Source organism: Streptomyces sp. NPDC019396 (assembly GCF_040632375.1).
GTDB lineage: Bacteria > Actinomycetota > Actinomycetes > Streptomycetales > Streptomycetaceae > Streptomyces.
Genome location: NZ_JBEYBS010000001.1, coordinates 22,927 through 46,340, shown reverse-complemented (window position 1 = coordinate 46,340; position 23,414 = coordinate 22,927). Strand labels below are relative to the sequence as shown.

The 23,414-nt window shown below is 69.7% G+C and carries 23 protein-coding genes; 12 read left to right on the top strand and 11 right to left on the bottom strand.

Features of this window, described 5'->3' with window-relative positions; translation table 11 throughout:
• Window positions 1–8: 8 nt before the first annotated feature.
• From ABZ532_RS00235 to ABZ532_RS00220, 4 genes are all read right to left on the bottom strand, one after another.
• Complete coding sequence (locus tag ABZ532_RS00235) at window positions 9–800, bottom strand: SURF1 family protein (protein WP_361278616.1); 792 nt, start codon at window positions 798–800, stop codon at window positions 9–11.
• Window positions 801–872: 72 nt separating this feature from the next.
• Window positions 873–1,106, bottom strand: a complete 234-nt coding sequence (locus tag ABZ532_RS00230) for a hypothetical protein (RefSeq protein WP_361277918.1) — start codon at window positions 1,104–1,106, stop codon at window positions 873–875.
• Between the two features lie 107 nt (window positions 1,107–1,213).
• Window positions 1,214–2,227, bottom strand: coding sequence for a DEDDh family exonuclease (locus ABZ532_RS00225; RefSeq protein WP_361277916.1), 1,014 nt, complete (start codon window positions 2,225–2,227; stop codon window positions 1,214–1,216).
• A gap of 108 nt (window positions 2,228–2,335) precedes the next feature.
• Window positions 2,336–2,962, bottom strand: coding sequence for a TetR family transcriptional regulator (locus ABZ532_RS00220; protein ID WP_361277914.1), 627 nt, complete (start codon window positions 2,960–2,962; stop codon window positions 2,336–2,338).
• A 138-nt stretch (window positions 2,963–3,100) separates the two neighbouring features.
• On the opposite strand from ABZ532_RS00220, the gene ABZ532_RS00215 reads away from it, so the two are divergent.
• From ABZ532_RS00215 to ABZ532_RS00190, 6 genes are all read left to right on the top strand, one after another.
• On the top strand, window positions 3,101–3,907 hold the full coding sequence (locus ABZ532_RS00215; RefSeq protein ID WP_361277912.1) for an acetoacetate decarboxylase family protein: 807 nt from the start codon (window positions 3,101–3,103) through the stop codon (window positions 3,905–3,907).
• The gene (locus ABZ532_RS00210) at window positions 3,904–4,788 is read left to right on the top strand and encodes an SDR family NAD(P)-dependent oxidoreductase (protein ID WP_361277910.1); all 885 of its coding nucleotides are present in this window, start codon (window positions 3,904–3,906) and stop codon (window positions 4,786–4,788) included. Before ABZ532_RS00215 ends, ABZ532_RS00210 begins: the two co-directional genes overlap by 4 nt.
• 65 nt (window positions 4,789–4,853) lie before the next feature.
• Window positions 4,854–6,155, top strand: coding sequence for an amidohydrolase family protein (locus ABZ532_RS00205; protein WP_361277908.1), 1,302 nt, complete (start codon window positions 4,854–4,856; stop codon window positions 6,153–6,155).
• Window positions 6,152–7,378: an amidohydrolase family protein gene (locus tag ABZ532_RS00200; protein ID WP_361277906.1), complete on the top strand. Its 1,227-nt coding sequence runs from the start codon at window positions 6,152–6,154 to the stop codon at window positions 7,376–7,378. The genes ABZ532_RS00205 and ABZ532_RS00200 overlap by 4 nt, the downstream gene beginning before the upstream one ends.
• A 16-nt stretch (window positions 7,379–7,394) precedes the next feature.
• On the top strand, window positions 7,395–8,126 hold the full coding sequence (locus ABZ532_RS00195; protein ID WP_361277904.1) for a VIT family protein: 732 nt from the start codon (window positions 7,395–7,397) through the stop codon (window positions 8,124–8,126).
• Window positions 8,127–8,272: 146 nt separating this feature from the next.
• Window positions 8,273–9,223 (top strand): sterol desaturase family protein, encoded by a 951-nt coding sequence (locus ABZ532_RS00190; RefSeq protein ID WP_361277902.1) that lies wholly within the window; start codon window positions 8,273–8,275, stop codon window positions 9,221–9,223.
• On the opposite strand, the gene ABZ532_RS00185 is transcribed toward ABZ532_RS00190, so the two are convergent.
• Complete coding sequence (locus ABZ532_RS00185; protein WP_361277900.1) at window positions 9,124–10,464, bottom strand: CoA transferase; 1,341 nt, start codon at window positions 10,462–10,464, stop codon at window positions 9,124–9,126. The genes ABZ532_RS00190 and ABZ532_RS00185 overlap by 100 nt on opposite strands.
• A 279-nt stretch (window positions 10,465–10,743) precedes the next feature.
• Complete coding sequence (locus tag ABZ532_RS00180) at window positions 10,744–12,276, bottom strand: S8 family serine peptidase (protein ID WP_361277898.1); 1,533 nt, start codon at window positions 12,274–12,276, stop codon at window positions 10,744–10,746.
• A gap of 302 nt (window positions 12,277–12,578) precedes the next feature.
• On the opposite strand from ABZ532_RS00180, the gene ABZ532_RS00175 reads away from it, so the two are divergent.
• The 3 genes from ABZ532_RS00175 (at window position 12,579) to moaA (ending at window position 15,759) form a co-directional block, all read left to right on the top strand.
• A complete protein-coding gene (locus ABZ532_RS00175) occupies window positions 12,579–12,950 on the top strand; it encodes a DUF485 domain-containing protein (RefSeq protein WP_361277896.1) in 372 nt (123 codons plus the stop codon).
• Complete coding sequence (locus ABZ532_RS00170) at window positions 12,947–14,590, top strand: cation acetate symporter (protein WP_361277894.1); 1,644 nt, start codon at window positions 12,947–12,949, stop codon at window positions 14,588–14,590. The genes ABZ532_RS00175 and ABZ532_RS00170 overlap by 4 nt, the downstream gene beginning before the upstream one ends.
• Before the next feature lie 179 nt (window positions 14,591–14,769).
• Window positions 14,770–15,759, top strand: a complete 990-nt coding sequence (moaA, locus tag ABZ532_RS00165; RefSeq protein ID WP_361277892.1) for a GTP 3',8-cyclase MoaA — start codon at window positions 14,770–14,772, stop codon at window positions 15,757–15,759.
• Here the strand turns inward: moaA and ABZ532_RS00160 are convergent.
• Together ABZ532_RS00160 and ABZ532_RS00155 are read right to left on the bottom strand one after the other, a co-directional pair.
• Entirely contained in the window at window positions 15,742–15,981 is a 240-nt protein-coding gene (locus ABZ532_RS00160; RefSeq protein WP_361278614.1) for a hypothetical protein, read from the bottom strand. The two genes, moaA and ABZ532_RS00160, sit on opposite strands and share 18 nt — an antisense overlap.
• A gap of 263 nt (window positions 15,982–16,244) precedes the next feature.
• The gene (locus ABZ532_RS00155) at window positions 16,245–16,589 is read right to left on the bottom strand and encodes a DUF3099 domain-containing protein (protein ID WP_361277890.1); all 345 of its coding nucleotides are present in this window, start codon (window positions 16,587–16,589) and stop codon (window positions 16,245–16,247) included.
• A 242-nt stretch (window positions 16,590–16,831) separates the two neighbouring features.
• Here ABZ532_RS00155 and ABZ532_RS00150 point away from each other — a divergent pair, with 242 nt between their 5' ends.
• The gene (locus tag ABZ532_RS00150; protein WP_361277888.1) at window positions 16,832–17,107 is read left to right on the top strand and encodes a GlsB/YeaQ/YmgE family stress response membrane protein; all 276 of its coding nucleotides are present in this window, start codon (window positions 16,832–16,834) and stop codon (window positions 17,105–17,107) included.
• A gap of 75 nt (window positions 17,108–17,182) precedes the next feature.
• On the opposite strand, the gene tyrS is transcribed toward ABZ532_RS00150, so the two are convergent.
• Genes tyrS through ABZ532_RS00135 form a run of 3 tightly spaced genes read right to left on the bottom strand, consistent with a single transcriptional unit; the run spans window position 17,183 to window position 21,429 of the window.
• Window positions 17,183–18,454, bottom strand: a complete 1,272-nt coding sequence (tyrS, locus tag ABZ532_RS00145; protein WP_361277886.1) for a tyrosine--tRNA ligase — start codon at window positions 18,452–18,454, stop codon at window positions 17,183–17,185.
• 54 nt (window positions 18,455–18,508) lie between these two features.
• Window positions 18,509–19,909 (bottom strand): metallopeptidase TldD-related protein, encoded by a 1,401-nt coding sequence (locus ABZ532_RS00140; protein ID WP_361277884.1) that lies wholly within the window; start codon window positions 19,907–19,909, stop codon window positions 18,509–18,511.
• Entirely contained in the window at window positions 19,906–21,429 is a 1,524-nt protein-coding gene (locus tag ABZ532_RS00135) for a TldD/PmbA family protein (protein ID WP_361277882.1), read from the bottom strand. The genes ABZ532_RS00140 and ABZ532_RS00135 overlap by 4 nt, the downstream gene beginning before the upstream one ends.
• Before the next feature lie 296 nt (window positions 21,430–21,725).
• On the opposite strand from ABZ532_RS00135, the gene fabG reads away from it, so the two are divergent.
• Window positions 21,726–22,445: a 3-oxoacyl-[acyl-carrier-protein] reductase gene (gene fabG / locus ABZ532_RS00130; protein ID WP_361277880.1), complete on the top strand. Its 720-nt coding sequence runs from the start codon at window positions 21,726–21,728 to the stop codon at window positions 22,443–22,445.
• 4 nt (window positions 22,446–22,449) lie between these two features.
• Complete coding sequence (gene fabI, locus ABZ532_RS00125; RefSeq protein ID WP_361277878.1) at window positions 22,450–23,217, top strand: enoyl-ACP reductase FabI; 768 nt, start codon at window positions 22,450–22,452, stop codon at window positions 23,215–23,217.
• The last annotated feature ends 197 nt before the right edge of the window (window positions 23,218–23,414 follow it).

Genomic DNA, 23,414 nt, shown 5'->3' with positions numbered 1-23,414 from the left:
GGGCTCTCTCAGACGGCTGCGGACTCCGGAGCGGCCACGGGTTCCTCGGACGATGCCGCCGCGCGATCGCGCTTCTCGCGGCGCACGAGGATCACCCAGCCGACGGGCACCCCGGCCGCGAACAGCCACCACTGGACTGCGTAGGCCATATGGGCGCCGATGGAGTCGTGGTCCGGCTCGGGAATCAGCTCGGGCGAGCCGCGCGGCGGCTCGGGCGCGGTCTGCTCGATATAGCCGCCGAGCAGGGCCAGCCCCAGGGACTTCGCCTGCTGCGCACTGTTGATCAGCATGATCTGACGAGGCGGCAGCCCGGACAGGTCCCTGATGCCGCTGGCACCGGTCGTCTGGTCGGCCATCAGTCGACCGGTGACGGTGACCCGGCCCCTGGGCGCGGGCGGCACCTCGGGGAACGCCGCCTGGTCGGCCGCCGCAGGCACCCAGCCGCGGTTCACCAGCACCGCGCGGCCGTCCGCGAGGACCAGCGGAGTCAGCACGTGGAACCCGACGCGGTCATCGGCGTTGGTGCGGCGGCGTACGGCGACTTCGTGCGCGGTGTCGAAGGTGCCCGTGGCCGTGACCTGCCGCCAGTAGTCGGCGCGCGGAACAGTGTGACCGGGAGAGGTGAGCTCGGTGACCGGTGTCGGCCGGGCGGCGAGATTGTCGGCGATCAGCTGGTTCTGGGCGACGCGGTGCTGGTGCCGGTGCAGCTGCCAGAAGCCCAGTTCGACCATCACGGGGATGAGGACGAGGCTGACGAGGGTGAGGATCACCCACTGCCGGGACAACAGGAAGCGGTACACCCCATGACCGTACAACTCGGCCATGGGGTGTTCGGACGGAGGGGTGCTCGAGGAGGCTCGGTGCCCGTAGCGTCAGACCCTGTCGACGATGCCCGCCCTCCCCTCGGCGCGGGCGCAGTGCGCTCCGCAGTACCAGTGGCCCTCGGCCTCGACGCCCTGGCCGATGATCTGGACCTTGCAGTGCTCGCAGATGGGGGCCATCCGGTGGATGGCGCAGGAGAAGCAGTCGAAGACGTGCACGGCGCCCTGCGCGTGCACCTCGAAGGACATGCCGTAGTCGTTTCCGCAGACCTCGCAACGTGCCATGCGCCGCATGCTGCGGAGCGCGGGCGGCCAGAGCAAGATCCGTGGGGGCGGGTCGGCGTGGCAGCACCCGACCGGCGCAGTGCCCGTGCCGGGGCACAGCCTCCGCGTCACTTCCCTGCCGGGCTCACATCCCGCAGCAGTTGGGTGAACGCCGCCTCGTCGACGACAGGTGTGCCGAAGGACTTCGCCTTGACGGTCTTCGACGTCCCCGCGTCCGGATCATTGGTGACCAGGAGGCTGGTGAGCCGTGACACGCTTGTCGCGATGTGCAGTCCCGCCTCAATCGCGCGGTCCTCGAGCAGCTCCCGCTCGATGGAGGTATCACCCGAGAACGCCACCCGCATGCCTTGCTTGAGTGGTTTGTCCGCTTCGTAGCGCCCTGGGTTGGGGTAGGGGCAGGCGGGGCGCCTGCGGGAGGGTCGCCAGCTGTTGTGCCAGTACGAGGATCCTGCTGACGAGAAGCCGGCCGACGAGGAGCCTGTCGCCTGCCGGCCGATGCGCGGCGCGGGCGCGGCGGTGGACCACTCGGTCAGCGGCCGGCACTCCAGCAGCGGCAACCGCACCCCCCGCTCCGCCGCGGCGTGCAGACTGGGCCGGAACGCCTCGGCCAGCACCCGGGCATCGTCCAGGGCGTGGTGTGCGCGCTGCTGGACCACGCCGAAATGGGCGGCCAGCGACTCCAGCTTGTGGTTGGGCAGCGGCAGCGCCAACTCCTTGGAGAGCGCGATGGTGCAGAGCCGCTGCCGCACCGGTACGGCATGGTCCGCCCGCGCGTACTCCCTGGCGATCATGGACCAGTCGAAGATGGCGTTGTGCGCGACCAGGACCCGGCCGTCCAGCCGGTGCGCGAACTCCCGGGCGATATCGGTGAACAGAGGCGCTCCGTCGAGCAGATCACTCGTCAGACCGTGGATCCATACCGGCCCCGGATCCCGCTCGGGATTGACCAGTGTGTACCAGTGGTCCTCCACGTTCCCCTGCGCGTCGAGGCGGTAGACGGCAGCAGAGACTATCCGGTCGTCGCGGGCGAGTCCGGTGGTCTCCACGTCGACGACCGCGTACCCCTCCGGGTACGCGGCCGGCCACGCTGCTGCGGTCGTACGGTCGTCGAGCATGGTCACAGAGCTTACGGGGCCCCACTGACAAACCGGTCGAGCGCCCCATGGGCGACGGCACGGCCGAGCGCCGCGACGGGCCCCCGGCCCTACAGTCCGGCCGCAGCCGCACGGCTATCTCCCGGCCTGCGCCAGCAGGGAGTCCACGAGTGCCCGCACCGAAGTGGTGAACAGCTTCTCCGGCCTTGGCTGCCGGGCGAGCGCGCGGGCCAGTCCCGGGTCGTCCTCGGCGGCTTCCGCGTCCCACAGCACGTCCTGCCCCGGCGACTGTGCGGGGGCGCGTCCCTGGTTGCGCTCGACGAGGACGAAGCCGACTATCTGGAACTGCACGACACGAACCGCCTCCGCCGCACGCGCTCCCCGCAGCCCCGCCGTGTGCATCTCGTGGACCAGGGCGCGCTGCGCGGGCAGGAACATCCGCTCGGTCAGGCCCCGTTCATGGACCATGGCGATCAGATGCGGACGGGCCAGCAGCTCCAGGCGCAGCTGCCGGGCCACCGACACGATCCTGGTGGCGGGGGTACGGCCGGTGGGCCGGATCGCGCCCATCTCCCGCACGGTCCGCTCCACAAGCGCGTCCAGCAGTGACTCGCGGTTGCCGACATGCCAGTAGATCGAGGTGACCGCGGTGCCGAGCCTGGCCGCGAGGCCCCGCATGGTGAGGGCGTCGGGGCCGTGCTGCCTGACAAGCTCCGCCGCGGTGTCGAGCACCTCTTCGCGGGTCAGGGCAGTACGTGGCATGGATCCCCCAATTCCGTTACGTGCAAGGCTCTTTACCCTTCATCGGCAACGGTGTAACTCTGTTACAGATTCGCCGAGAGAGCCAGACGGACCCGTCCCCCTGCGATGCATTCGGCGCACGACGAAGGGTGGTACGACATGGCACGTGTACGGTACGGAGCGCGTTCCGAGGCCGAGATCACAGCAGCCCGCGCAGCCGCCGCGGCACTCCCCGAGATCTGGTCCACGGGCGTCGTGGCCGTGTGGGAGACCGACCCGGATGTGATCGCGGCCGTGCTGCCGCCACCGCTCAAACCGACCGAACAGCCCCTGGTGCGGGTGAACATCAGCCGGGTCGACCTGCCAGGGCATCCACTCGGAGCGGGCTCCGTCGCGGTCGCGGCCGCGCACGGCGAGCAGCAGGGCTGGTATCCGCTGGTCATGCCGATGACCACCGAACGCGCCCTCATCGGCGGCCGTGAGGTGTTCGGCGAGCCGAAGAAGCTGGGCGAGGTGTCCGTCGAGCGCGACGGCATGGTCGTACGGGCCTCACTCGCCCGGCACGGGATCGCCTTCGTCGAGGTGCGGGGCGCGGTGTCCGGACCGCTGCCGCTGCCCGAGCCCGCCGAGAAGCTCGACTTCTACTTCAAGTGCCTTCCTTCGGTGGATGGTTCGGGATCGGGATTCGACGCCGACCCGGTGCTCGTGCACTGCGTGCGCAACGAGAGGTTCCGCACGCTCGAACGTCTCACCGGCGATGTGGTGCTGCGCGAGTCCATGTACGACCCGGTCGCCGATCTGCCCGTACGGAAGCTGGTGGAGCTCACCATCGGTGAGAAGACCAGTGACCAGAAGGGCCGTGTGGTCGAGCGGGTCAGCGCCCAGGCTCTGCTGCCCTATCTCCACCAGCGCTACGACGACGCCCGGCAGATCCTCGACGGACCCCCGCAGGGGAGTGACCGGTGAGGCCCGCGCCCGGGCAGGTCGCCGTCGTCACCGGCGCGGCGAGCGGGATCGGCCGCGCCATGGTCCGCCGCTTCGCCGCCGAAGGACTGAAGGTCGTCCTCGCCGACGTCGAGGAGGCGGCACTGCACAAGACCGCCGGCGAGCTCGCCGCGGACGGCGCGGAGGTGCTCGCTCGCGTGGTCGACGTCTCGGACCGGGACTCGGTGTGCGCCTTCGCCGACGAGGTGTACGGGACCTTCGGCGCCGTCCATGTGCTGTGCAACAACGCCGGTGTCGGCTCCGGTGCCGAAGGCCCCATGTGGCAGCACGAACCCAACGACTGGCAATGGGCCTTCGCCGTCAACGTCTGGGGCGTCTTCCACGGCATCCAGGCGTTCGTCCCCCGGATGATCGAGGCGGGTGAGCCGGGCCATGTCGTCAACACCTCGTCCGGCGACGGCGGTATCGCCCCACTGCCCACCGCCTCCGTGTACGCCGTCACCAAGGCGGCGGTCGTGACGATGACCGAGTCGCTCTACGCACAACTGCGTGCCGAGCAAGCCCTGATCGGAGCATCCGTGCTCTTCCCGGGACCCCATATGCTCCGTACCGGGCTGTGGGAGTCCCACCGCAACAGGCCCGACCGCTACGCCAAGCAGCGACCCCGCCGCACCCCCTACCGCAGCCTGGCCCAGTGGGAGGCGGCGATGCGGGACGCCGGCCACGAGGTGCGGTTCACCCCGGTCGACGAGGTCGCCGAGCACGTCCTGGAGGGCATCAGGGCGGACCGTTTCTGGATGCTCCCGCCCGGGGAGCACAGCGATCGCCAGATCCGCGCCCGCGCCCAGTCGATGCTCGACCGCGCCAACCCTGCCTATCTCGAGCGCTTCATCCTGGACTGAACGCAAAACGCACGCGACCGCACGAAACCGCACTGCTGGACGACCGACCGCAGGAGTGACGTGCCATGACGGACCCGTACGCACCGGCACCCGAAGACCCGTATCTGATCATCTCCTCCGACTGCCATGCCGGGCTGCCCACCGAGCGGTACCGCCCCTATCTCGACGCCCGCCATCACCATGACTTCGACGAGTTCCTCGCCGGACGCGACCGCAGGCGCGAGGAGATGACCCGGCTCGGCGTACGCAACGAAGCCTTCGCCGACAAGTGGTTCAGCGACAACGAGGAAGGCCTGCGGGGAGGCTGGGACCCAGGGCAGCGCATCAAGGAGCTCGACGGCGACGGGGTGGCCGCCGAGGTGGTCTTCCCCGACGCGGACGCCGTCGACAGCGGCACCGCCGCACCCTTCGGGGTCGGGCTCGGGCTCTCCGGTGACCAGGATCCCGAGCTCGGCATGGCAGGGGCACAGGCGCACAACCGCTGGCTGGCCGACTTCGTGTCCGAGCACCCGCAGCGGCACTGCGGAGTCGCCCTGCTGCCCGTCACCGGCGAGGTGGACCGGGTCGTCGCCGAGATCCACCGTGCCAAGGAGTCCGGACTCGGCGCGCTGATGATTCCCTCGATGTGGGTCGACAAGGCCCCCTACCACGACCGCCGTTACGACCCCGTCTGGGCCGCGGCGGCCGAGACCGCCATGCCGCTGATCACCCACTCCGGCGCCGCACCGCGCCATGAGTACGGCGACCACCTGGGCATCTACGTCTCCGAGGTCACCTGGTGGCCCGCCCGGCCGCTGTGGTTCCTGCTCTGGTCCGGGGCGTTCGAGCGTCATCCCGGCCTCAGGTTCGGTGTGGCCGAGTCCGGCTGCTGGTGGCTGCCCAATCTGCTCTGGTTCATGGACCGGCTCTACCTCGGCGCACACGGCGGCAAGAAACTGTCGCCCTTCGCCGAGATGAAGCGCCCGCCGAGCGAGTACCTCGACCGGCAGGTCTTCATCTGCGCCACCAACACCAAACGCCGCGAGCTCGCCCAGCGCTACGAGATCGGCGTCGACAACATCCTCTGGGGCTCCGACTTCCCCCACCCCGAGGGCACCTGGCCCCGTACCAGGGCCTGGCTGCGGGACACCTTCCACGACATCCCCGTCGCCGAGACCCGCCGCATGCTGGGCCTCGCCGCGGCCGAGGTGTTCGGCTTCGACACGGCGGCGCTGGCACCGATCGCCCGGCGCGTCGGACCCACACCGGCCGAGTTGGGGCAGTCACCCGACCAGGCCGCGGTCGAGGCGTCCTGGGCCCGGTCGCGCGCGGTGGGACGCCACTGGCTGACCGGCGAGGACTTCCCCGCACTGGGGGTGACGCCATGACCGAGCGCTACACGGTCATCTCCGCCGACTGCCACGCCGGAGCCGATCTCCTGGACTACAAGCCCTACCTGGAGAAGCGGCACCACGACGACTTCGACGCCTGGGCGGCCGCATACGTCAACCCCTACGAGGACCTGCTCGCCGACACCGCCGACCGCAACTGGAACTCGGCGCGCAGGCTCGCCGAGCTCGAGACCGACGGCATCGTCGCCGAAGTCGTCTACCCCAACACCATCCCGCCCTTCTTCCCCTCCGCGTCCCTGATGGCCCCGGTGCCGACGCGCGAGGAGTACGAGCAGCGCTGGGCCGGCCTGCGCGCCCACAACCGCTGGCTCGCCGACTTCTGCTCCCTCGCCCCCGGGCGCCGGGCGGGCGTCGCCCAGATCCTGCTGAACGACGTGCCCGCGGCCGTCGCCGAGGTCCGCCGCAGCAGGGACGCGGGCCTGACCGGTGGAGTCCTGCTCCCGGGGACTCCACCGGGATCGGGCATCCCGGAGCTGTACTCGGCGGTGTACGACCCGCTGTGGGCGGTCTGCGCGGAACTCGGCGTACCCGTCAACCACCACGGTGGCTCGGCGTCCCCGCCGCTCGGCGACGAACCTGCCGCGCGGGCCGTGTTCATGGTGGAGACCACATGGTTCTCGCACCGGGCGCTGTGGCATCTGATCTTCGGCGGCGCCTTCCGCCGCCATCCCGGGCTCAACCTCGTGCTCACCGAACAGGGTTCGGGCTGGATCCCCGGGGTGGTGGAGATGCTGGACTACTACCACGGGCGGCTGGTCTCCGCGGCATCCCGGGCCGTCACCGCCGAGTCCAAGTTCGGCACCGGACTGGCCGCCTCGATGGGCAAGGGGCCCAGCGAGGTCTGGCGCGACAACTGCTTCGTCGGCGCCAGCTTCATGCGTCCGCACGAGGTGCCGCTGCGCGACCGGATCGGCCTGGACAAGATCATGTGGGGTAGCGACTACCCGCATGACGAGGGCACGGCCCCGTACTCCCGCGAGGGTCTCCGTATCGCCTACGCGGGGCTGCCGCGCGACGAGATCGCGGCGATGGTGGGCGGGAACGCGGCCCGGGTGTACGGCTTCGACCTGGAACTGCTCGACGCCGTGGCGGCACGCGTCGGCCCCACGGTCGAGGAGATCGCTCAGCCGCTGAAGGAGGTCCCCGCCGACGCCACCAGCCCCGCCTTCGCGCCGGGCGGTTCGGTACGCGTGTGGTGACTGTCCCCGGACCCTCATGGATGAGACCCTCCGTGGCGTGACGCAACCGACCCACCACGAGCCCCACGATGGCACCCTCGGCACCCGTCTCAACTGGCTGCGCGCCGCGGTACTCGGCGCCAACGACGGCATCGTCTCCACCGCGGGCCTCGTCGTCGGCGTCGCGGGCGCGACCAGCGAGCGGAGCGACCTGCTCACGGCCGGACTCGCGGGACTGCTCGCCGGCTCCATGTCCATGGCGGCCGGCGAGTACGTCTCGGTCTCCACCCAGCGCGACTCGGAAGGGGCCGCGCTGGCCCTCGAAAAGCGCGAGCTGCGCGAGCAGCCCGAAGCCGAACTCGAGGAACTCACCGAACTGCTGGAACAACGCGGCCTCACCCGGGAGGTCGCCCACGAGGCCGCGGTCCAGTTCACTCAACGCGACGCGCTCCGCGCCCACGCCCGGGTCGAACTCGGCATCAACCCCGATGAACTGGCCAACCCCTGGCACGCGGCAGGCGCCAGCTTCCTCGCCTTCACCGCGGGCGCCCTGCTGCCACTCCTGGCCATCGTGCTGCCGCCCGCGTCGTCACGGCTGTGGGTCACCGTGCTGTCGGTGCTGACCGCGCTCACCTTCACGGGCTGGTGGAGCGCCCGCCTGGGCGCTGCCCCGGCGGGGCGGGCGATGGCGCGGAACGTGGTCGGGGGAGCGCTGGCCATGGGCGTGACGTACGCGGCGGGGTCGCTGATGGGCGCGGCGGGGATTTAGGACCTCCGGGCGACCTGCCCGGGGGCGAAGAGCCCGGTGCCGCCGAGTGTTGTGCCCCTTGGCCGAAGCGCGCTGGCACCGCGGCCCGCATACTTGTCGGTAACGACATCTAGCCGCGCCCGCACCACCGCCTCTACGGTCCTCGCATGGCGCCCAACCTGCCCGACGTCGTGCTGTGGTCGATCCCCGCATTCGTTCTGCTGACCATCGTGGAGGCGGTCAGCTACCGGCTCCATCCCGACGAGGACGCCGCTGCCTACGAGGCGAAGGACGCTGCCACCAGCATCTCCATGGGGCTCGGCAGCCTCTTCTTCGACGTCCTGTGGAAGATCCCGGTCGTGGCGATCTACACGGCGGTGTACGAACTCGCGCCGCTGCGGGTCCCCGTCCTGTGGTGGACGATCCCGCTGCTGCTGCTCGCGCAGGATTTCTTCTACTACTGGTCCCACCGCGGCCATCACGTCATCCGGATCCTGTGGGCCAGCCATGTCGTCCATCACTCCAGCCGCAAGTTCAACCTCAGCACCGCGCTGCGCCAGCCCTGGACGGGGTTCACCACCTGGCCGTTCTACCTTCCGCTGGTGGCCGGCGGCGTGCACCCGGCGGCGCTCGCGTTCTGCTACTCGGTCAATCTCGTCTACCAGTTCTGGATCCACACGGAGCGGATCGGCAAGCTGCCTCGGTTCTTCGAGTACGTGTTCAACACGCCTTCGCACCACCGGGTGCACCACGCCTCGCAAGGCGGCTACCTGGACCGGAACTTCGGCGGGATCCTGATCGTCTGGGACCGGCTCTTCCGCTCCTTCACCGCCGAGACGGAACGGCCCGTGTTCGGGCTCACCAAGAACATCGGGACCTACAACCCGCTGCGGGTCGCCACCCACGAATACGTCTCCATCGCCCGCGATCTGCGTGCCGCGGGCAGCTGGCGCGAGCGGGGCGGGCGGGTGTTCCGCGGGCCCGGGTGGCAGCCCGCCCCCGGGTGCGGGGAGCAGGGTCAGGTGGTGAGCCACTCCGGGGCGTCCGAGCCCCAGACACCCGGGGGGCGCGACCAGTCGGCCGGGCTTCCCTCGTACGTCACCGGCGACCGGGTGTAGCGCAACGTGCCGAGCGGGCTCGCGGTCTCGGCGAGCCAGGCGCCGGGTGCGTACGCATCCGACGCCCCGACGGGCTGCCGCCGCGGTAGTACGCCGGTCAGCAGGTGTGCCGTACGCGCCAGCGCCAGCCGCAGCAGCCGGGTGCCCCCGGTCGCGTCCTGCTCGGTCAGGGAGCGGAGCACCGCCGCCGCGAGCAGATAGCCGGTACCGTGGTCGAGGGCCTGCGCCGGCAGCGCCCCCGGCTGCTCTGCGGATCCCTCGATCACGGCGATTCCGCTGGCCACCTGGACGAGGCTGTCGAAGCCGCGCCGGTCGCCCCATGGTCCCTCGTGCCCCCATGCCGAGACCTGCGCCACCACCAGCCCCGGACGCAGCAGCCCGTGGCGCTCCAGCGCACCCGGACGGTAGCCGGTGACCAGCACATCAGCCCGGGCGAGCAGTTCATCGAAGGTGCGGCGGTCCGCCGGGCTGTCCAAGTCCAGCGCCGTGGACCGTTTGCCGAAGCCGGTGTCGGTGTGCTGGTCGGCGAGCTCGGGCAGCCGGGGCGGGTCGATCCGCAGCACGTCCGCGCCGAGCAGGGCCAGCGTCCGGGTGGCGACCGGGCCCGCGATGACCCGTGTCAGGTCGAGCACCCGCAACCGGTCCCCGGCGCCCCTGCGCCGTGGTGCCGCGTCGTCCAGCCGCTCCCTGGCCAGCACCGGCTGCCGGGCCGCCAGCGCGCCCTGCGGATGCGCCGCCCACTCACCGGGGGTGCGCAGCGCGAACGCCAGGCCCCCGGCTTCGTACACGACGTCCTCGACGTCCTGCGCACGCCGCTCGGCGATCGCGGACTCCACGCCCTCCTCTGTGGTGCCCAGCGCGGTCAGCAGCGCGGCCCGGTGGTGCGGGTAGTTGGCGTGCGTACGCACCCAGCCGTCGGCCGTGCGCCAGAACCGGGACAGCGGGGCGAACGACACCGGGGCGCGACCGTCCACCCGTAGGTTCCGTTCGCTGACGAACGCCGTGGCGACAGCCCCGTCGTCGACCCGCACGGCGGGGACGGCGCCCCCGGCGAGGCTCGCGGCACGTTCCGCACCCGCGAGCGCGCACACCGCCACCGCGGCGCGGGCCAGCTCCATCACGGGCAGCCGTGCCGCAAGCAGCCCGCGCGGCCCGCCGTACGCGACGTGGTGGGTCAGCGCCTGGTCTCCGCCGAGTGCCGCCCACAGGAGCTCGGTCCCGGGTGAGGAAGTGTCAGCCATGGACGGCAGTATGGCACTCAGTGCCATCGCATGGGTCGAAGAACGGGCCCGGACGCGATTTCGCGCCCGGGCCCAACTCAGCAGGACTCAGCCCCTTTTCACACGGGGCCGTCGGCCTGGGGCGTGTTGCGAAAGTAGCGCCGTCCGCCCGGAGGGCGGGGCTCGCGGCGTCTGGTGCGTGCGATCGCAAGGCGGAGGGTCATCCTCGTACTGGACGTACTCGGATGAGTCCGACAACGCAGCGAGGGTGCGTGCCAGGCGGGACTTTCGCAACACGCCCTAGCGCCGCACCGCGTCCAGCGCGTCCGCCACACCGGTCCCGTAGAAACCGTTCTTGCGCTTGCCACCCTCGCACACGGCGTCGACGGTCCCGTCGCCGTTGATGTCGTACGCGTCACCGCACGCGGTGTCGTCGGCCTGCGCGTACAGCAGCGCCTTGACCTCGGCGGCCGAGGCGCGCGGGTGGGTCGACTTGATGAGCGCGGCGACACCCGCGACGTGCGGCGACGCCATCGACGTACCGCCCTTGTAGCCGTAGCCGCCGTTCATCACCGTGGACAGGATCAGCCCGCTGGTCGCCGGGGCGTCCGGCTTCTGGTAGGCCGTCGAGTCGCCGCCCGGGGCGGCGATGTCGACGACGCCGTTGCCGTAGTTCGAGTACGAGGCCTTGAGGCCCTTCGCACCCGTCGCGGAGACCGTCACGACTCCCGGCAGCATGGCCGGGTAGTCGAAGCACTCGCGCGGGTTGACGAGGCGCGTCACCGGAGTGGTGTCGTTGGGGCTGGTGGCGTCGGTGAGCTCGTCCGCCGCCAGGTCCATCTTGGAGTTGCCCGCCGCAGCGACGTTGACCGTGCCCTTGCGCTCCGCGTACCGCGTGGCCCGGGTGACCGCCTCGAGCAGTGCCTTCTGGTCTTCGTCGGTCTTGCACGCGAACAGCCACGGGTCGGTGAAGTAGCTGTTGTTGGTGACGTCGACGCCATGCTCGGCGGCCCAGACGAAACCGCAGACCACGGACTCGGTGTAGAAGAAGCTGTCCGGGTTGGCGACCTTGATGCCGGCCACCTTCACGCCCGGGGCCACACCGGTGACACCGATGCCGTTCTTCGCCGCGGCGATGGTGCCCGCCACATGCGTGCCGTGGTCGCTCTCTCCGGCGGCCGGACGCCAGGCGCCCGGGGTGGTGTCCGGCTTTCCGGTCACACAGTTGGCGGAGGCCGCGGCGTTGAAGTTGGGCGCCAGATCGGGGTGGGTGTCGTCGACACCCGTGTCGATCACGGCGACCGTGACCTTCTTGCTGCCCAGCGTCCTCTGGTGGGCCTTGTCCGCCTTGATGGCGGGCAGGTCCCACTGGAGCGGCTCGAACGGGTCCTGCTCGTCCGTGGCCTTCGCACTGGCCTTGGCCGCCTCGGCAGCGCCGAGGGGCTGGTCCGCGCCGATGGCGGTGTCGGACTGCGGAGCGATCGGCGCGGTGCGGGTGGCCCCGGCCGACGCGACGCCCCTGACGGTGCGGATCTGCTTGGCGAAGTCCGGGTTCTGCGAGTGGACGACGATGACGCCGATCTGGTCGTACGCGATCACGACCGTGCCGCCGGCCTTCTCGATCGCCCGCTTCACCGACTTGACGGTCGCATGCCCGCCCTTGGTGTTGACGACGTACGACAGCAGCGGTCCTTCGGTCGACACGGCCGCCGGAGCGCCGTCGAGAGGAGCCGCCGAAGCGGCGCCCGTGGGCAGGAAACCGAGCGAGGCCGTGAGCGCCAGACCGACGGGCAGCGCTATAGCGCGCGTTCGCCTGGATCGCAGATGAGCCATGGGTTCTCCACATCATCCGTAATGTCCGCCCAGACACCCCTGTTGCGAATGGGCGGGTACATGACGAGTGAAATTATCCCGATCATCGGGGTACATCAACGACTTCGGTAGGAAAACCCGACAGGAACCTGATCGGACCTCCAGGCCCGGACCGGACGCCGGCCGGAACCTGCGGCAAGCAGACCGGATGTGAACCACCGGGCCCCCGGCTCCGTGCCGTTCTCACGGGAGGAGCCCCCAGCACCTCCGCTGCGAGACCCCCCTCTCCCATGCCCACCGCACCCGAGTCACGAGGAGAATCCGTGGCCACCGACGCACCGCCGCCGCCCGGCGGCACGGACGCCCCCGCCCGCCCCGCCCCGCCCACGACACCGGACTTCGTCGATACGCAGGAGAGCGCGGAATTCGGCGAACTGCGCCAGACCTACCGCTCCTTCGCCTTCCCCCTGACCGTCGCCTTCATCGCCTGGTACCTGCTGTTCGTCCTGCTGTCCAACTACGCCGGCGGCTTCATGGGCACCAAGCTCTTCGGCAATGTCAATGTGGCGCTGGTCCTCGGTCTCGCCCAGTTCGTCAGCACCTTCCTGATCGCCTGGTTCTACGCCCGTTTCGCGGCCCGGAAGCTCGACCCCAGGGCGGCAGCAATCAAGTCCCGGATGGAGGCCGACGCATGAGCGGCACCAGCACGCTGTACGGAGCCGGAACCCGGCTCGCGGCATCAAGCGCCACCAGCGAGCACCGGGCGCTGATCATCTCGCTGTTCGCGGCGTTCGTCGTCGGGACGCTCTTCATCACCGTCCGGGCCGGCCGCCAGACCAAGAGCGCGGCCGACTTCTACGCGGGCGGACGCCAGTTCACCGGCTTCCAGAACGGCCTGGCCATCTCCGGCGACTACATGTCCGCCGCGTCGTTCCTCGGCATCGCAGGAGCCATCGCCCTCTTCGGCTACGACGGATTCCTGTACTCCATCGGCTTCCTGGTGGCCTGGCTGGTCGCACTGCTGCTGGTCGCCGAGCCGCTGCGCAACTCCGGTCGGTTCACGATGGGCGACGTCCTCGCCTACCGCATGCGCCAGCGTCCCGTGCGCACCGCGGCCGGCACCTCCACCATCGTCGTCTCGATCTTCTATCTGCTCGCCCAGATGGCAGGCGCCGGCGTGCTCGTCTCGCTGCTGCTCGGGATCACCAGTGACGCCGGAAAGGTCGGGGTCGTCGCCCTGGTGGGCGTACTGATGATCCTCTACGTCACCATCGGCGGGATGAAGGGCACCACCTGGGTGCAGATGGTCAAGGCCGTCCTGCTCATCGCGGGCACCCTGCTCATCACCTTCCTCGTGCTGCTGAAGTTCAACTTCAACATCTCCGAACTGCTCGGCAGGGCCTCAGAGGAGAGCAGCAAGGGCGCCGCGTTCCTCGAGCCCGGCCTCAAGTACGGCGCCACCGACACCTCCAAGCTGGACTTCCTCTCGCTCGGCATCGCCCTGGTACTCGGCACCGCGGGTCTGCCCCACATCCTGATCCGCTTCTACACCGTGCCGACCGCCCAGGCCGCACGGAAGTCAGTCATCTGGGCCATCGGCATCATCGGTGCCTTCTACCTGATGACGATCGCGCTCGGCTTCGGTGCCGCGGCCCTCGTCGGACCCGAGGAGATCAAGGAGTCCAACAAGGCCGGCAACACGGCGGCACCCCTGCTCGCCCTCCATCTCGGCGGCATCGATTCCGCGGGAGGGCCGATCCTGCTCGCGGTGATCTCCGCGGTCGCCTTCGCCACCATCCTCGCGGTCGTCGCCGGGCTCACCCTCGCCTCGTCGTCGTCGTTCGCCCATGACATCTACGCCAATGTCATCCGCAAGGGGCAGGCGACCGAGAAGGAGGAAGTGCGTGCCGCGCGCTGGGCGACGGTGTTCATCGGCATCGTCTCCATCGCCCTCGGTGCCATGGCCCGCGATCTGAACGTGGCCGGTCTGGTCGCCCTCGCCTTCGCGGTCGCCGCGTCCGCCAATCTGCCGACGATCCTCTACAGCCTCTTCTGGAAGAGGTTCACCACTCAGGGCGCGCTCTGGTCCATCTACGGCGGTCTGGTCTCGTCCGTGCTGCTGGTGCTTTTCTCGCCGGTCGTCTCCGGCAAGGAGACCTCCATGTTCCCCGCCGCGGACTTCGCCTGGTTCCCGCTGGAGAACCCAGGTCTGGTCTCCATCCCGCTCGGCTTCCTGCTCGGCTGGATCGGATCCCTGCTGTCCAAGGAAGAGCCCGACAAGGGCAAGTACGCGGAGCTCGAGGTCAAGTCCCTCACAGGCGTCGGCGCCCACTGAGGAGCGGATCGATACACGCCTGACCACGGCCGCGTCGTAGGGTCCTACGAAGACCTACGGCGCGGCCGTGTCGTTCCTCGTGGCAATCGGCACCTGTCACAGCCGGAGCTCTCACGTAGGCTCGGCTTTACAGAGGAGTTCCTGTTACCGATTTCCGGATACCGGGGAGGGGGCCCGCAGTGCTGATCGACACGTATGGGCGGGTGGCCACCGACCTGAGGGTTTCACTGACCGACCGGTGCAATCTGCGGTGTGCTTACTGCATGCCCGAAGAGGGTCTCCAGTGGCTCACCAAGCCCGAGCTGCTCAGCGATGACGAGATCGTCCGGCTGATACGCATCGCCGTGACCGGCCTCGGTGTCACCGAGGTCCGTTTCACCGGTGGGGAGCCCCTGCTGAGGCCCGGACTCGTCGGGATCGTCCAGCGCTGCGCGGAGCTGGCGCACCGGCCGAAGATGTCCCTGACCACCAACGGCATAGGGCTGCGTCGCACCGCGAGCGCGCTCAAGGAGGCCGGGCTCGACCGGGTCAACGTCTCCCTGGACACCCTGCGGCCGGATGTCTTCAAGACGCTCACCCGCCGTGACCGCCACCGCGATGTGCTCGACGGCATGCGAGCCGCCCATGAGGCCGGACTCACCCCGGTCAAGGTCAACACGGTCCTGATGCCCGGTCTCAACGACGACGAGGCCCCCGAGCTGCTCGCCTGGGCGATCGAGCACGGCTACGAGCTGCGCTTCATCGAGCAGATGCCCCTCGACGCCCAGCACGGCTGGAAGCGCGACGGCATGATCACCGCGGGCGACATCCTGGCCTCGCTGGCCACGCGGTTCAGCCTCACGCCCGAGGGCGACGACTCCCGCGGCTCCGCACCCGCCGAGCGCTGGATCGTCGACGGAGGACCGCACCGGGTGGGCGTCATCGCCTCTGTCACCCGCCCCTTCTGCGCTGCCTGCGACCGCACCCGGCTCACCGCGGACGGTCAGGTCCGCACCTGCCTGTTCGCCCAGGAAGAGACCGATCTGCGCGGGGCGCTGCGCTCGGGTGCACCCGACGAGGAGATCGCCCGCATCTGGAAGGTCGCGATGTGGGGCAAGAAGGCCGGATCCGGGCTCGACGACCCGTCCTTCCTTCAGCCTTCGCGCCCCATGTCAGCCATCGGAGGCTGAGCGGGCAGTCCATTCGCCGAGCGTCACGACGTCTTTCAGGAAGCCCCGTACACCAAGGAACTGGGAGAGATGCTCGCGGTGCTCTTCGCAGGCGAGCCAGGTCTTGCGGCGCTCCGGTGTGTGCAGCTTCGGATTGTTCCAGGCCAGAACCCAGACCGCGGGGGCACGGCAGCCTTTGGCGGAACAGATCGGGGTTTCGTCACTCACCCGGTCATTCTCCACGATCACCGTCACCCCGATCGTCGTCACTCTGACAAGTGATTATCCGGTGCCAATGGAGCGGCACGAAGGCGGCGACAACAAAGCGACGCCGAGCAGCCACGGGGGGAGCTGCCCGGCGTCGGTCTGTCGCTCCGACGGGGGATGCGGAGCGCACACGCAGTATGTCACGGGGAACCCCGTGTGGTGCACTGGAACCGCATGATTGATTTGAGCTTTTCTTGAGGTTGCCATTCCGCATTCGGCGGCATTCCGTGAGCGGCTCGTCAGCTCTGACGAGTGTGCCGTTCCGCTTGTTCCTCCGCCTCGGGCACCCTCGGGCCGATGGCCGGCTGTACGGGTGTGGGGACGAAGACGGACGGCAGTGACGGCGGGCGCTCCCGGCCGGCGTTGGCGATCACCACGGCGACATACGGCAGCAGAGCGCCGAGTACCAGCGCCACGATCGCCACATGCCGCTCGACGTTCCAGAGCGTCGCGGCCAGGATCACGGCCAGGGTCCGGACCGACATGGAGATGACATAGCGGCGCTGCCGCCCGCGCACATCGTCGTTGAGCCCCTGCCGGGCCCCGGTGATCCGGAAGACCTCGGTCGTAGTGCGCTTCCGCATGACATTCCACCGCCCGACCGCCGTGCCGGGCTCTCCCCGGCCGATCCTGCCTCCACCGTACGCCGCGGCCCGCACCGCTACGAGACAGGGTCACCCGTTCCCCGGCGGGGTCGCACCGTCACACCGCGCAGAAGGCCGTCCGACATGCGCCGTATAGCGGATGGGCCGAAAATGTCGGGTATCTGTCGGATATCCAAGTAACCGCATCACTGCTCACGTCGAGCCGAAATCGGGAGGCAGCCATGGGCTGGTTGTGGGCGATCATCGTCGGGTTCGTGCTGGGACTCATCGCCAAGCTGATTCTGCCGGGCAAGCAGCACAGCCCGCTCTGGCTCATCACGATCTTCGGCATCATCGGAGGGATCGTCGGCAACGCGCTCGCGAATGCCTTCGGGATCGGAGAGACCCCGGGCATCGACTGGGGTCGGCACATCCTCCAGATCATCGCCGCCGTGGTCATCGTCGGCCTCGGCGATATGGCCTACATGAGCCTGCGTGCCAGAAAGCAGAAGGCCTGAAGCGGCAGCGGCCGGGCGGAGATCACCTCCACCCGGCCGTCTGCTCGTGCAGCGGGACCTCTTGCCCGCGGCGAATCAGTCCGCCGCGGCGACCTCGACCGCCGCCAGGTTCTTCTTGCCGCGGCGCAGCACCAGCCAGCGGCCGTGCAGCAGGTCGCCGGCCGCCGTCACCGCGTCCTCGGCGGTCACCTTCACGTTGTTCACGTAGGCGCCGCCCTCCTTGATGGTGCGGCGGGCGGCTGACTTGCTCGCCACCAGACCGACCTCCGTGAAGAGGTCCGCCACCGCGCCCGGCTCGGACACGCGTGCGTGCGGCAGCTCCGAGAGAGCCGCGGCGAGCGTGGCCTCGTCCAGATCCGCGAGCTCACCCTGGCCGAACAACGCCTTCGACGCGGCGATGACCGCCGTGCACTGGTCGGCGCCGTGCACCAGCGTCGTCAGCTCCTCGGCCAGCGCACGCTGCGCCGCGCGGGCCTGCGGGCGCTCCTGGGTCTGCTGCTCCAGCTCCTCGAGCTCCGCACGGCTCCTGAAGCTGAGGATGCGCATGTAGGTGGAGATGTCGCGGTCGTCCACGTTCAGCCAGAACTGGTAGAACGCGTACGGCGTGGTCATCTCCGGGTCCAGCCAGATGGCGCCGCCCTCGGTCTTGCCGAATTTGGTGCCGTCCGCCTTGGTCATCAGAGGAGTCGCCAACGCGTGCGCGGTGGCGTGCGGCTCCAGGCGGTGGATCAGGTCCAGACCCGCGGTGAGATTGCCCCACTGGTCGCTGCCGCCCTGCTGCAGGGTGCAGCCATGGCGGCGGTACAGCTCCAGGAAGTCCATGCCCTGGAGCAGCTGGTAGCTGAACTCGGTGTAGCTGATGCCCTGGTCGGACTCGAGCCGGCGGGCGACCGAGTCCTTGGTGAGCATCTTGTTCACGCGGAAGTGCTTGCCGATGTCGCGGAGGAACTCGATGGCGGACATCCCCGCCGTCCAGTCCAGGTTGTTGACCATGACCGCGGCGTTCTCACCCTCGAAGGACAGGAACGGCTCGATCTGGGCGCGCACCCGCTCCACCCAGGCCGCGACGGTCTCCGGGGCGTTCAGCGTGCGCTCAGCGGTGGGCTTGGGGTCACCGATCTGACCCGTCGCCCCACCCACCAGCGCCAGCGGGCGGTGACCCGCCTGCTGGAGCCGGCGCATGGTGAGTGCCTGCACCAGATGACCCACATGAAGGCTGGGCGCGGTCGGGTCGAAACCGCAATAGAACGTGACGGGACCGTCCGTGAACGCCTTGCGCAATGCGTCCTCGTCAGTGGACAGGGCGAACAGCCCGCGCCACTTCAGCTCGTCGACGATGTCCGTCACTTCTCTCGCTTCTCCTCAGCTGGTTTCGAGTGGGTCCGACAAACAGCTACGAGGTTATACGCCCTGGCTGACGGAGCTCATATTGAAGTCCGGCACCCGCAGCGGGGGCATCGCGGCCCGAGTGAACCAGTCACTCCATTCGCGGGGCAATGTCTTCTCCGTCCGCCCCGCCTCGGAGGCCCGCCGCAGCAGGTCCACCGGCGACTCGTTGAAGCGGAAGTTGTTCACCGCACCGGTCACCTCGCCGTTCTCGACGAGATAGACCCCGTCGCGGGTCAGTCCGGTCAGCAGCAGCGTCGCCGGATCGACCTCGCGGATGTACCAGAGGCAGGTGAGCAGCAGCCCGCGCTCGGTGGCCGCGACCATCTCCTCCAGGGAGCGCTCACCGCCGCCGTCCAGGACCAGATTGTCGATACCCGGGGCGACCGGCAGTCCGGTCAGGCCCGCGCTGTGCCGGGTGGTGACCAGCCGGTCCAGCTTTCCGTCCCGCACCCACCGGGTCGGCTCGAGCGGAAGGCCGTTGTCGAAGACCGACGCGGTGTCACCCGACGCGTGCGCGATCACGAAGGGTGCGGACTCCAGCCCGGGCTCGTGGGGATCGCTGCGCAGGGTGAGCGGCAGCTCGGTGAGTGACTCACCGAGTCGGGTGCCGCCACCGGGCTTGGAGAACACCGTGCGGCCCTCCACCGCGTCCCGGCCGGCCGACGACCACATCTGGTAGATGAGCAGATCGGCGACGGCGGTCGGCGGGAGCAGCGTCTCGTACCGTCCGGCGGGGAGGTCGATCCGGCGCTCGGCCCAGCCGAGCCGGGTGGCGAGCTCGGCGTCCAGCGCGGTCGGGTCGATGTCCTTGAGATCCCGGAAGTCCCGTGTGGAACGGCCCACCCAGGCGGACCGCGTCCGGTCCGGGGACTTGGCGTTGAGCTCAAGGGTGCCGGTGGGCTGGTCATGGCGGAGCCGTACGCCCGTCGAGGTGCCGAGATAGGTCGAGGTCAGCTCGTGGTTCGCGAAGCCGTACAGCTCGCGCCCGCCGGCGCGGGCCCGGGCGAACGCCTCGCCGAGCGCGGGCGCGAAGTCGGCGAACACAGCCGACGAGGTCTCGGCCGGCGCCTCCGTGAAGTCCGCGGTCGCCGGGATCCCGCTGACCAGCGGCTGGGCGTCTTCCGCGGGACCGGCCGCCCGCGCGGCCGCCTCGGCGGCCCGCACCAGGGGCTCCAGATCCTCGGCGGTGACCGCCGACCGCGACACCACTCCGGACGCGGTGCCCTGCACCCCGTCGACGGTGGCGATCACGGTGAGGGTGCGCCCGCGCGTCACGCCGTTCGTGGTCAGGGTGTTTCCGGCCCAGCGCAGATTGGCGGACGACTCCTCGTCGGCGATCACCACGCAGCCGTCGGACGTGGACAGTTCGAGGGCGCGCTCGACGATCTCGTGCGGCTTGCTGACGGGGCTCATCGACCGGCCTCCTGAGTCGTGTTCAAGATGTTGACGCCGCGGAACAGGGCGGAGGGGCAGCCGTGCGACACCGCCGCAACCTGCCCCGGCTGGGCCTTTCCGCAGTTGAAGGCACCGCCGAGCACATAGGTCTGCGGGCCGCCGACCTTGTCCATCGAGCCCCAGAAGTCTGTGGTCGTGGCCTGGTAGGCGACATCGCGCAGCTGTCCGGCCAGCCGGCCGTTCTCGATCCGGTAGAAGCGCTGCCCGGTGAACTGGAAGTTGTAGCGCTGCATGTCGATCGACCAGGAGCGGTCACCGACCACGAAGATCCCGCGCTCCACCCCGCCGATCAGGTCCTCCGTCGACAGACCGCCCTCCTCCGGCAGCAGGGACACATTCGCCATCCGCTGCACCGGGACATGCCCGGGGGAGTCCGCGAAGGCACAGCCGTTGGACCGGCCGAGGTTGGTGAGCTTGGCGATGCGCCGGTCGAGCTGGTATCCGACGAGCGTGCCGTCCCTGACCAGGTCCCAGCTCTGCGCCTCGACGCCCTCGTCGTCGTAGCCGATCGTGGCGAGTCCGTGCTCGGCGGTCCTGTCCCCGGTCACGTTCATCACCGGAGAGCCGTAGGTCAGCTTGCCCAGCTGGTCGAAGGTCGCGAAAGAGGTGCCCGCGTACGCCGCCTCATAGCCGAGCGCCCGGTCCAGCTCGGTGGCATGCCCGATCGACTCGTGGATGGTCAGCCACAGGTTGGAGGGATCCACGACCAGGTCGTACCGCCCCGCCTCGACGCTCGGCGCGCGCATCTTCTCGGCGAGCAGCTCGGGGATCTCCTCCAGCTCGGAGTCCCAGTCCCAGCCCGTGCCGGTCAGATACTCCCAGCCGCGGCCCACCGGGGGTGCGATCGTCCGCATCGAGTCGAACTCACCGGTCGACTCGTCCACGGCGACCGCCGTGAGCTGCGGATGAATCCGCACCCGCTGCTGGGTGGTGACCGTGCCCGCGGTGTCCGCGTAGAACTTGTTCTCGTGGACCGTGAGCAGCGAGGCGTCCACATGCGCCACGCCCCGCGCCCTGAGCAGCCGCGCGCTCCAGTCGGTCAGCAGCGCGGACTTGGCCTCGTCGGCCACGGTGAACGGATCGATCTCGTACGAGGAGACCCACGTCCGGTCCGCGTGCACCGGCTCGTCGGCGAGCTCCACCCGCTCCTCTGACCCGGCCGCCGCGGTCACCTGTGCGGACAGCTTCGCCATCGCCACCGCCTGACCGGCGACCCGGGCGGCGGCGTCCATCGTCAGATCGACCCCGGACGCGAACCCCCACGCACCGCCGTGCACCACCCGTACCGCGAAGCCGAGATCGGTGGTGTCGGATGAACCAGCGGGCCTGGCGTCCCTCAGCCGCCAGGCCGCGCTGCGCACCCGCTCCAGCCGGAAGTCGGCATGCTCCGCGCCGAGCGCCCGCGCCCGCGCGAGCGCGGCATCGGCCAGCGCCCGCAACGGGAGCGCCAGAAACGTCGGATCGATGTCATGGGGCACAGGCGGCCTCTCCTTCTCGTCTTCCTCAAGGGTGCGTGCTCGATCACTACGCGAAGTCAAGCATGCGGCGGGGTCAGTTCCGAGGGGGATCCCGCGCTTGTGGCGGCTATACGCCAAGACCGGCCGCCCTGGCGATGACTTCCGGCCGCCGGCCCGCGCCGACTGTAGGGTCCCCACAGCAGACGGGGGACGCCACTGTCGCAGCCGATTCCCTCCGGAAGGTGCGGGACCGATAGGTTCTCGCAGGACAGGACATATGCAGCCCCTGCACAGGCCGCTAACGAAAGGGTGATCCGTTGAGCCGCTCGGTTCTCGTCACCGGAGGAAACCGGGGCATCGGCCTCGCCATCGCCCGCGCCTTCGCCGAGGCCGGCGACAAGGTCGCGATCACCTACCGCTCGGGTGAGCCGCCGGAGGAGCTGGCCAAGCTGGGCTGCCTCGCCGTGCGCTGCGACATCACCGACGCCGGCCAGGTGGAGCAGGCCTACAAGGAGATCGAGGACAAGCACGGCAACGTGGAGGTGCTGGTGGCCAACGCCGGCGTCACCAAGGACCAGTTGCTGATGCGGATGTCCGAGGACGATTTCGTCTCCGTGCTCGACACCAACCTCACCGGCACCTTCCGGGTCGTGAAGCGCGCCAACCGCGGCATGCTGCGTGCCAAGAAGGGCCGCGTCGTGCTGATCTCGTCCGTGGTGGGTCTGCTGGGGTCGGCCGGCCAGGCCAACTACGCGGCCTCCAAGGCCGGACTGGTCGGGTTCGCCCGGTCCCTCGCCCGTGAACTCGGTTCGCGGAACATCACCTTCAACGTCGTCACGCCCGGCTTCGTCGACACCGATATGACCAGGGCGCTGAATGACGAGCAGCGCGCCGGGATCGTCTCCCAGGTGCCGCTCGGCCGTTACGCGCAGCCGGAGGAGATCGCCGCCACGGTGAAGTTCCTCGCCTCCGACGACGCCTCGTACATCACTGGAGCCGTCATCCCCGTTGACGGCGGATTGGGCATGGGTCACTGATCACATGAGTGGAATCCTCGCCGGCAAGCGCATCCTCATCACCGGTGTGCTGATGGAGTCCTCCATCGCCTTCCATGCCGCGAAGCTGGCCCAGGAGCAGGGTGCGGAGATCATCCTCACCGCCTTCCCGCGGCCCACCCTGACCGAGCGCATCGCCAGGAAGCTGCCCAAGCCCGCCAAGGTCATCGAGCTCGACGTCACCAACGACGAGCACCTCGGCCGGCTCGCCGACCTGGTCCGTGAGGAACTCGGCAGCCTCGACGGCGTCGTGCACTCCATCGGCTTCGCACCGCAGGACGCGCTCGGCGGCAACTTCCTCAACACGCCCTTCGAGTCCGTTTCGACCGCGATGCACGTGTCCGCGTTCTCGCTGAAGTCGCTGACGATGGCCTGCCTGCCGCTGATGCAGGAGGGCGGTTCCGTGGTCGGTCTGACCTTCGACGCGCAGTTCGCCTGGCCGCAGTACGACTGGATGGGCCCCGCGAAGGCCGCGCTGGAGGCCACCTCCCGCTATCTCGCCCGCGATCTGGGCAAGCAGAACATCCGCTGCAACCTGGTCTCGGCGGGCCCGATCGGCTCGATGGCCGCCAAGTCCATCCCGGGCTTTTCGGACCTCGCCCGGGTCTGGGACGAGCGCTCCCCGCTGCAGTGGGACATGGCCGACCCGGAGCCTGCGGGCCGGGGAATCGTGGCGCTGCTGTCCGACTGGTTCCCCAAGACCACCGGTGAGATCGTGCACGTCGACGGTGGCGTGCACATCATGGGCGCCTGAGACCACAGCTACACACTGTTACGTAACGGACGCGTAACGCCCGGTGTAACCCGTACGCCGCCGATGCCCCGGTCACCCGCTGTGCGCGGGAGGCCGGGGCGTCGCTCGTTCGGGCTAGCGGAACGGGCGCCACCCCGGCCGCTCGTGGAGTCTGGAGAGGCAATCCCTTCTTGTGGTGCAGCAGCGGCCCTGTGCCG

Bases quoted from the DNA above. Each gene is read 5' to 3' on its own strand.
- ABZ532_RS00140 (WP_361277884.1), bottom strand. From the start codon at position 19,909: ATGAGCCCCGTCAGCAAGCCGCACGAGATCGTCGAGCGCGCCCTCGAA.
- ABZ532_RS00150 (WP_361277888.1), top strand. From the start codon at position 16,832: ATGGGCTGGTTGTGGGCGATCATCGTCGGGTTCGTGCTGGGACTCATC.
- ABZ532_RS00205 (WP_361277908.1), top strand. From the start codon at position 4,854: ATGACGGACCCGTACGCACCGGCACCCGAAGACCCGTATCTGATCATC.
- ABZ532_RS00195 (WP_361277904.1), top strand. From the start codon at position 7,395: ATGGATGAGACCCTCCGTGGCGTGACGCAACCGACCCACCACGAGCCC.
- ABZ532_RS00155 (WP_361277890.1), bottom strand. From the start codon at position 16,589: ATGCGGAAGCGCACTACGACCGAGGTCTTCCGGATCACCGGGGCCCGG.
- ABZ532_RS00215 (WP_361277912.1), top strand. From the start codon at position 3,101: ATGGCACGTGTACGGTACGGAGCGCGTTCCGAGGCCGAGATCACAGCA.
- ABZ532_RS00170 (WP_361277894.1), top strand. From the start codon at position 12,947: ATGAGCGGCACCAGCACGCTGTACGGAGCCGGAACCCGGCTCGCGGCA.
- ABZ532_RS00220 (WP_361277914.1), bottom strand. From the start codon at position 2,962: ATGCCACGTACTGCCCTGACCCGCGAAGAGGTGCTCGACACCGCGGCG.
- ABZ532_RS00180 (WP_361277898.1), bottom strand. From the start codon at position 12,276: ATGGCTCATCTGCGATCCAGGCGAACGCGCGCTATAGCGCTGCCCGTC.
- ABZ532_RS00190 (WP_361277902.1), top strand. From the start codon at position 8,273: ATGGCGCCCAACCTGCCCGACGTCGTGCTGTGGTCGATCCCCGCATTC.
- fabI (WP_361277878.1), top strand. From the start codon at position 22,450: ATGAGTGGAATCCTCGCCGGCAAGCGCATCCTCATCACCGGTGTGCTG.
- ABZ532_RS00200 (WP_361277906.1), top strand. From the start codon at position 6,152: ATGACCGAGCGCTACACGGTCATCTCCGCCGACTGCCACGCCGGAGCC.
- ABZ532_RS00230 (WP_361277918.1), bottom strand. From the start codon at position 1,106: ATGGCACGTTGCGAGGTCTGCGGAAACGACTACGGCATGTCCTTCGAG.
- ABZ532_RS00185 (WP_361277900.1), bottom strand. From the start codon at position 10,464: ATGGCTGACACTTCCTCACCCGGGACCGAGCTCCTGTGGGCGGCACTC.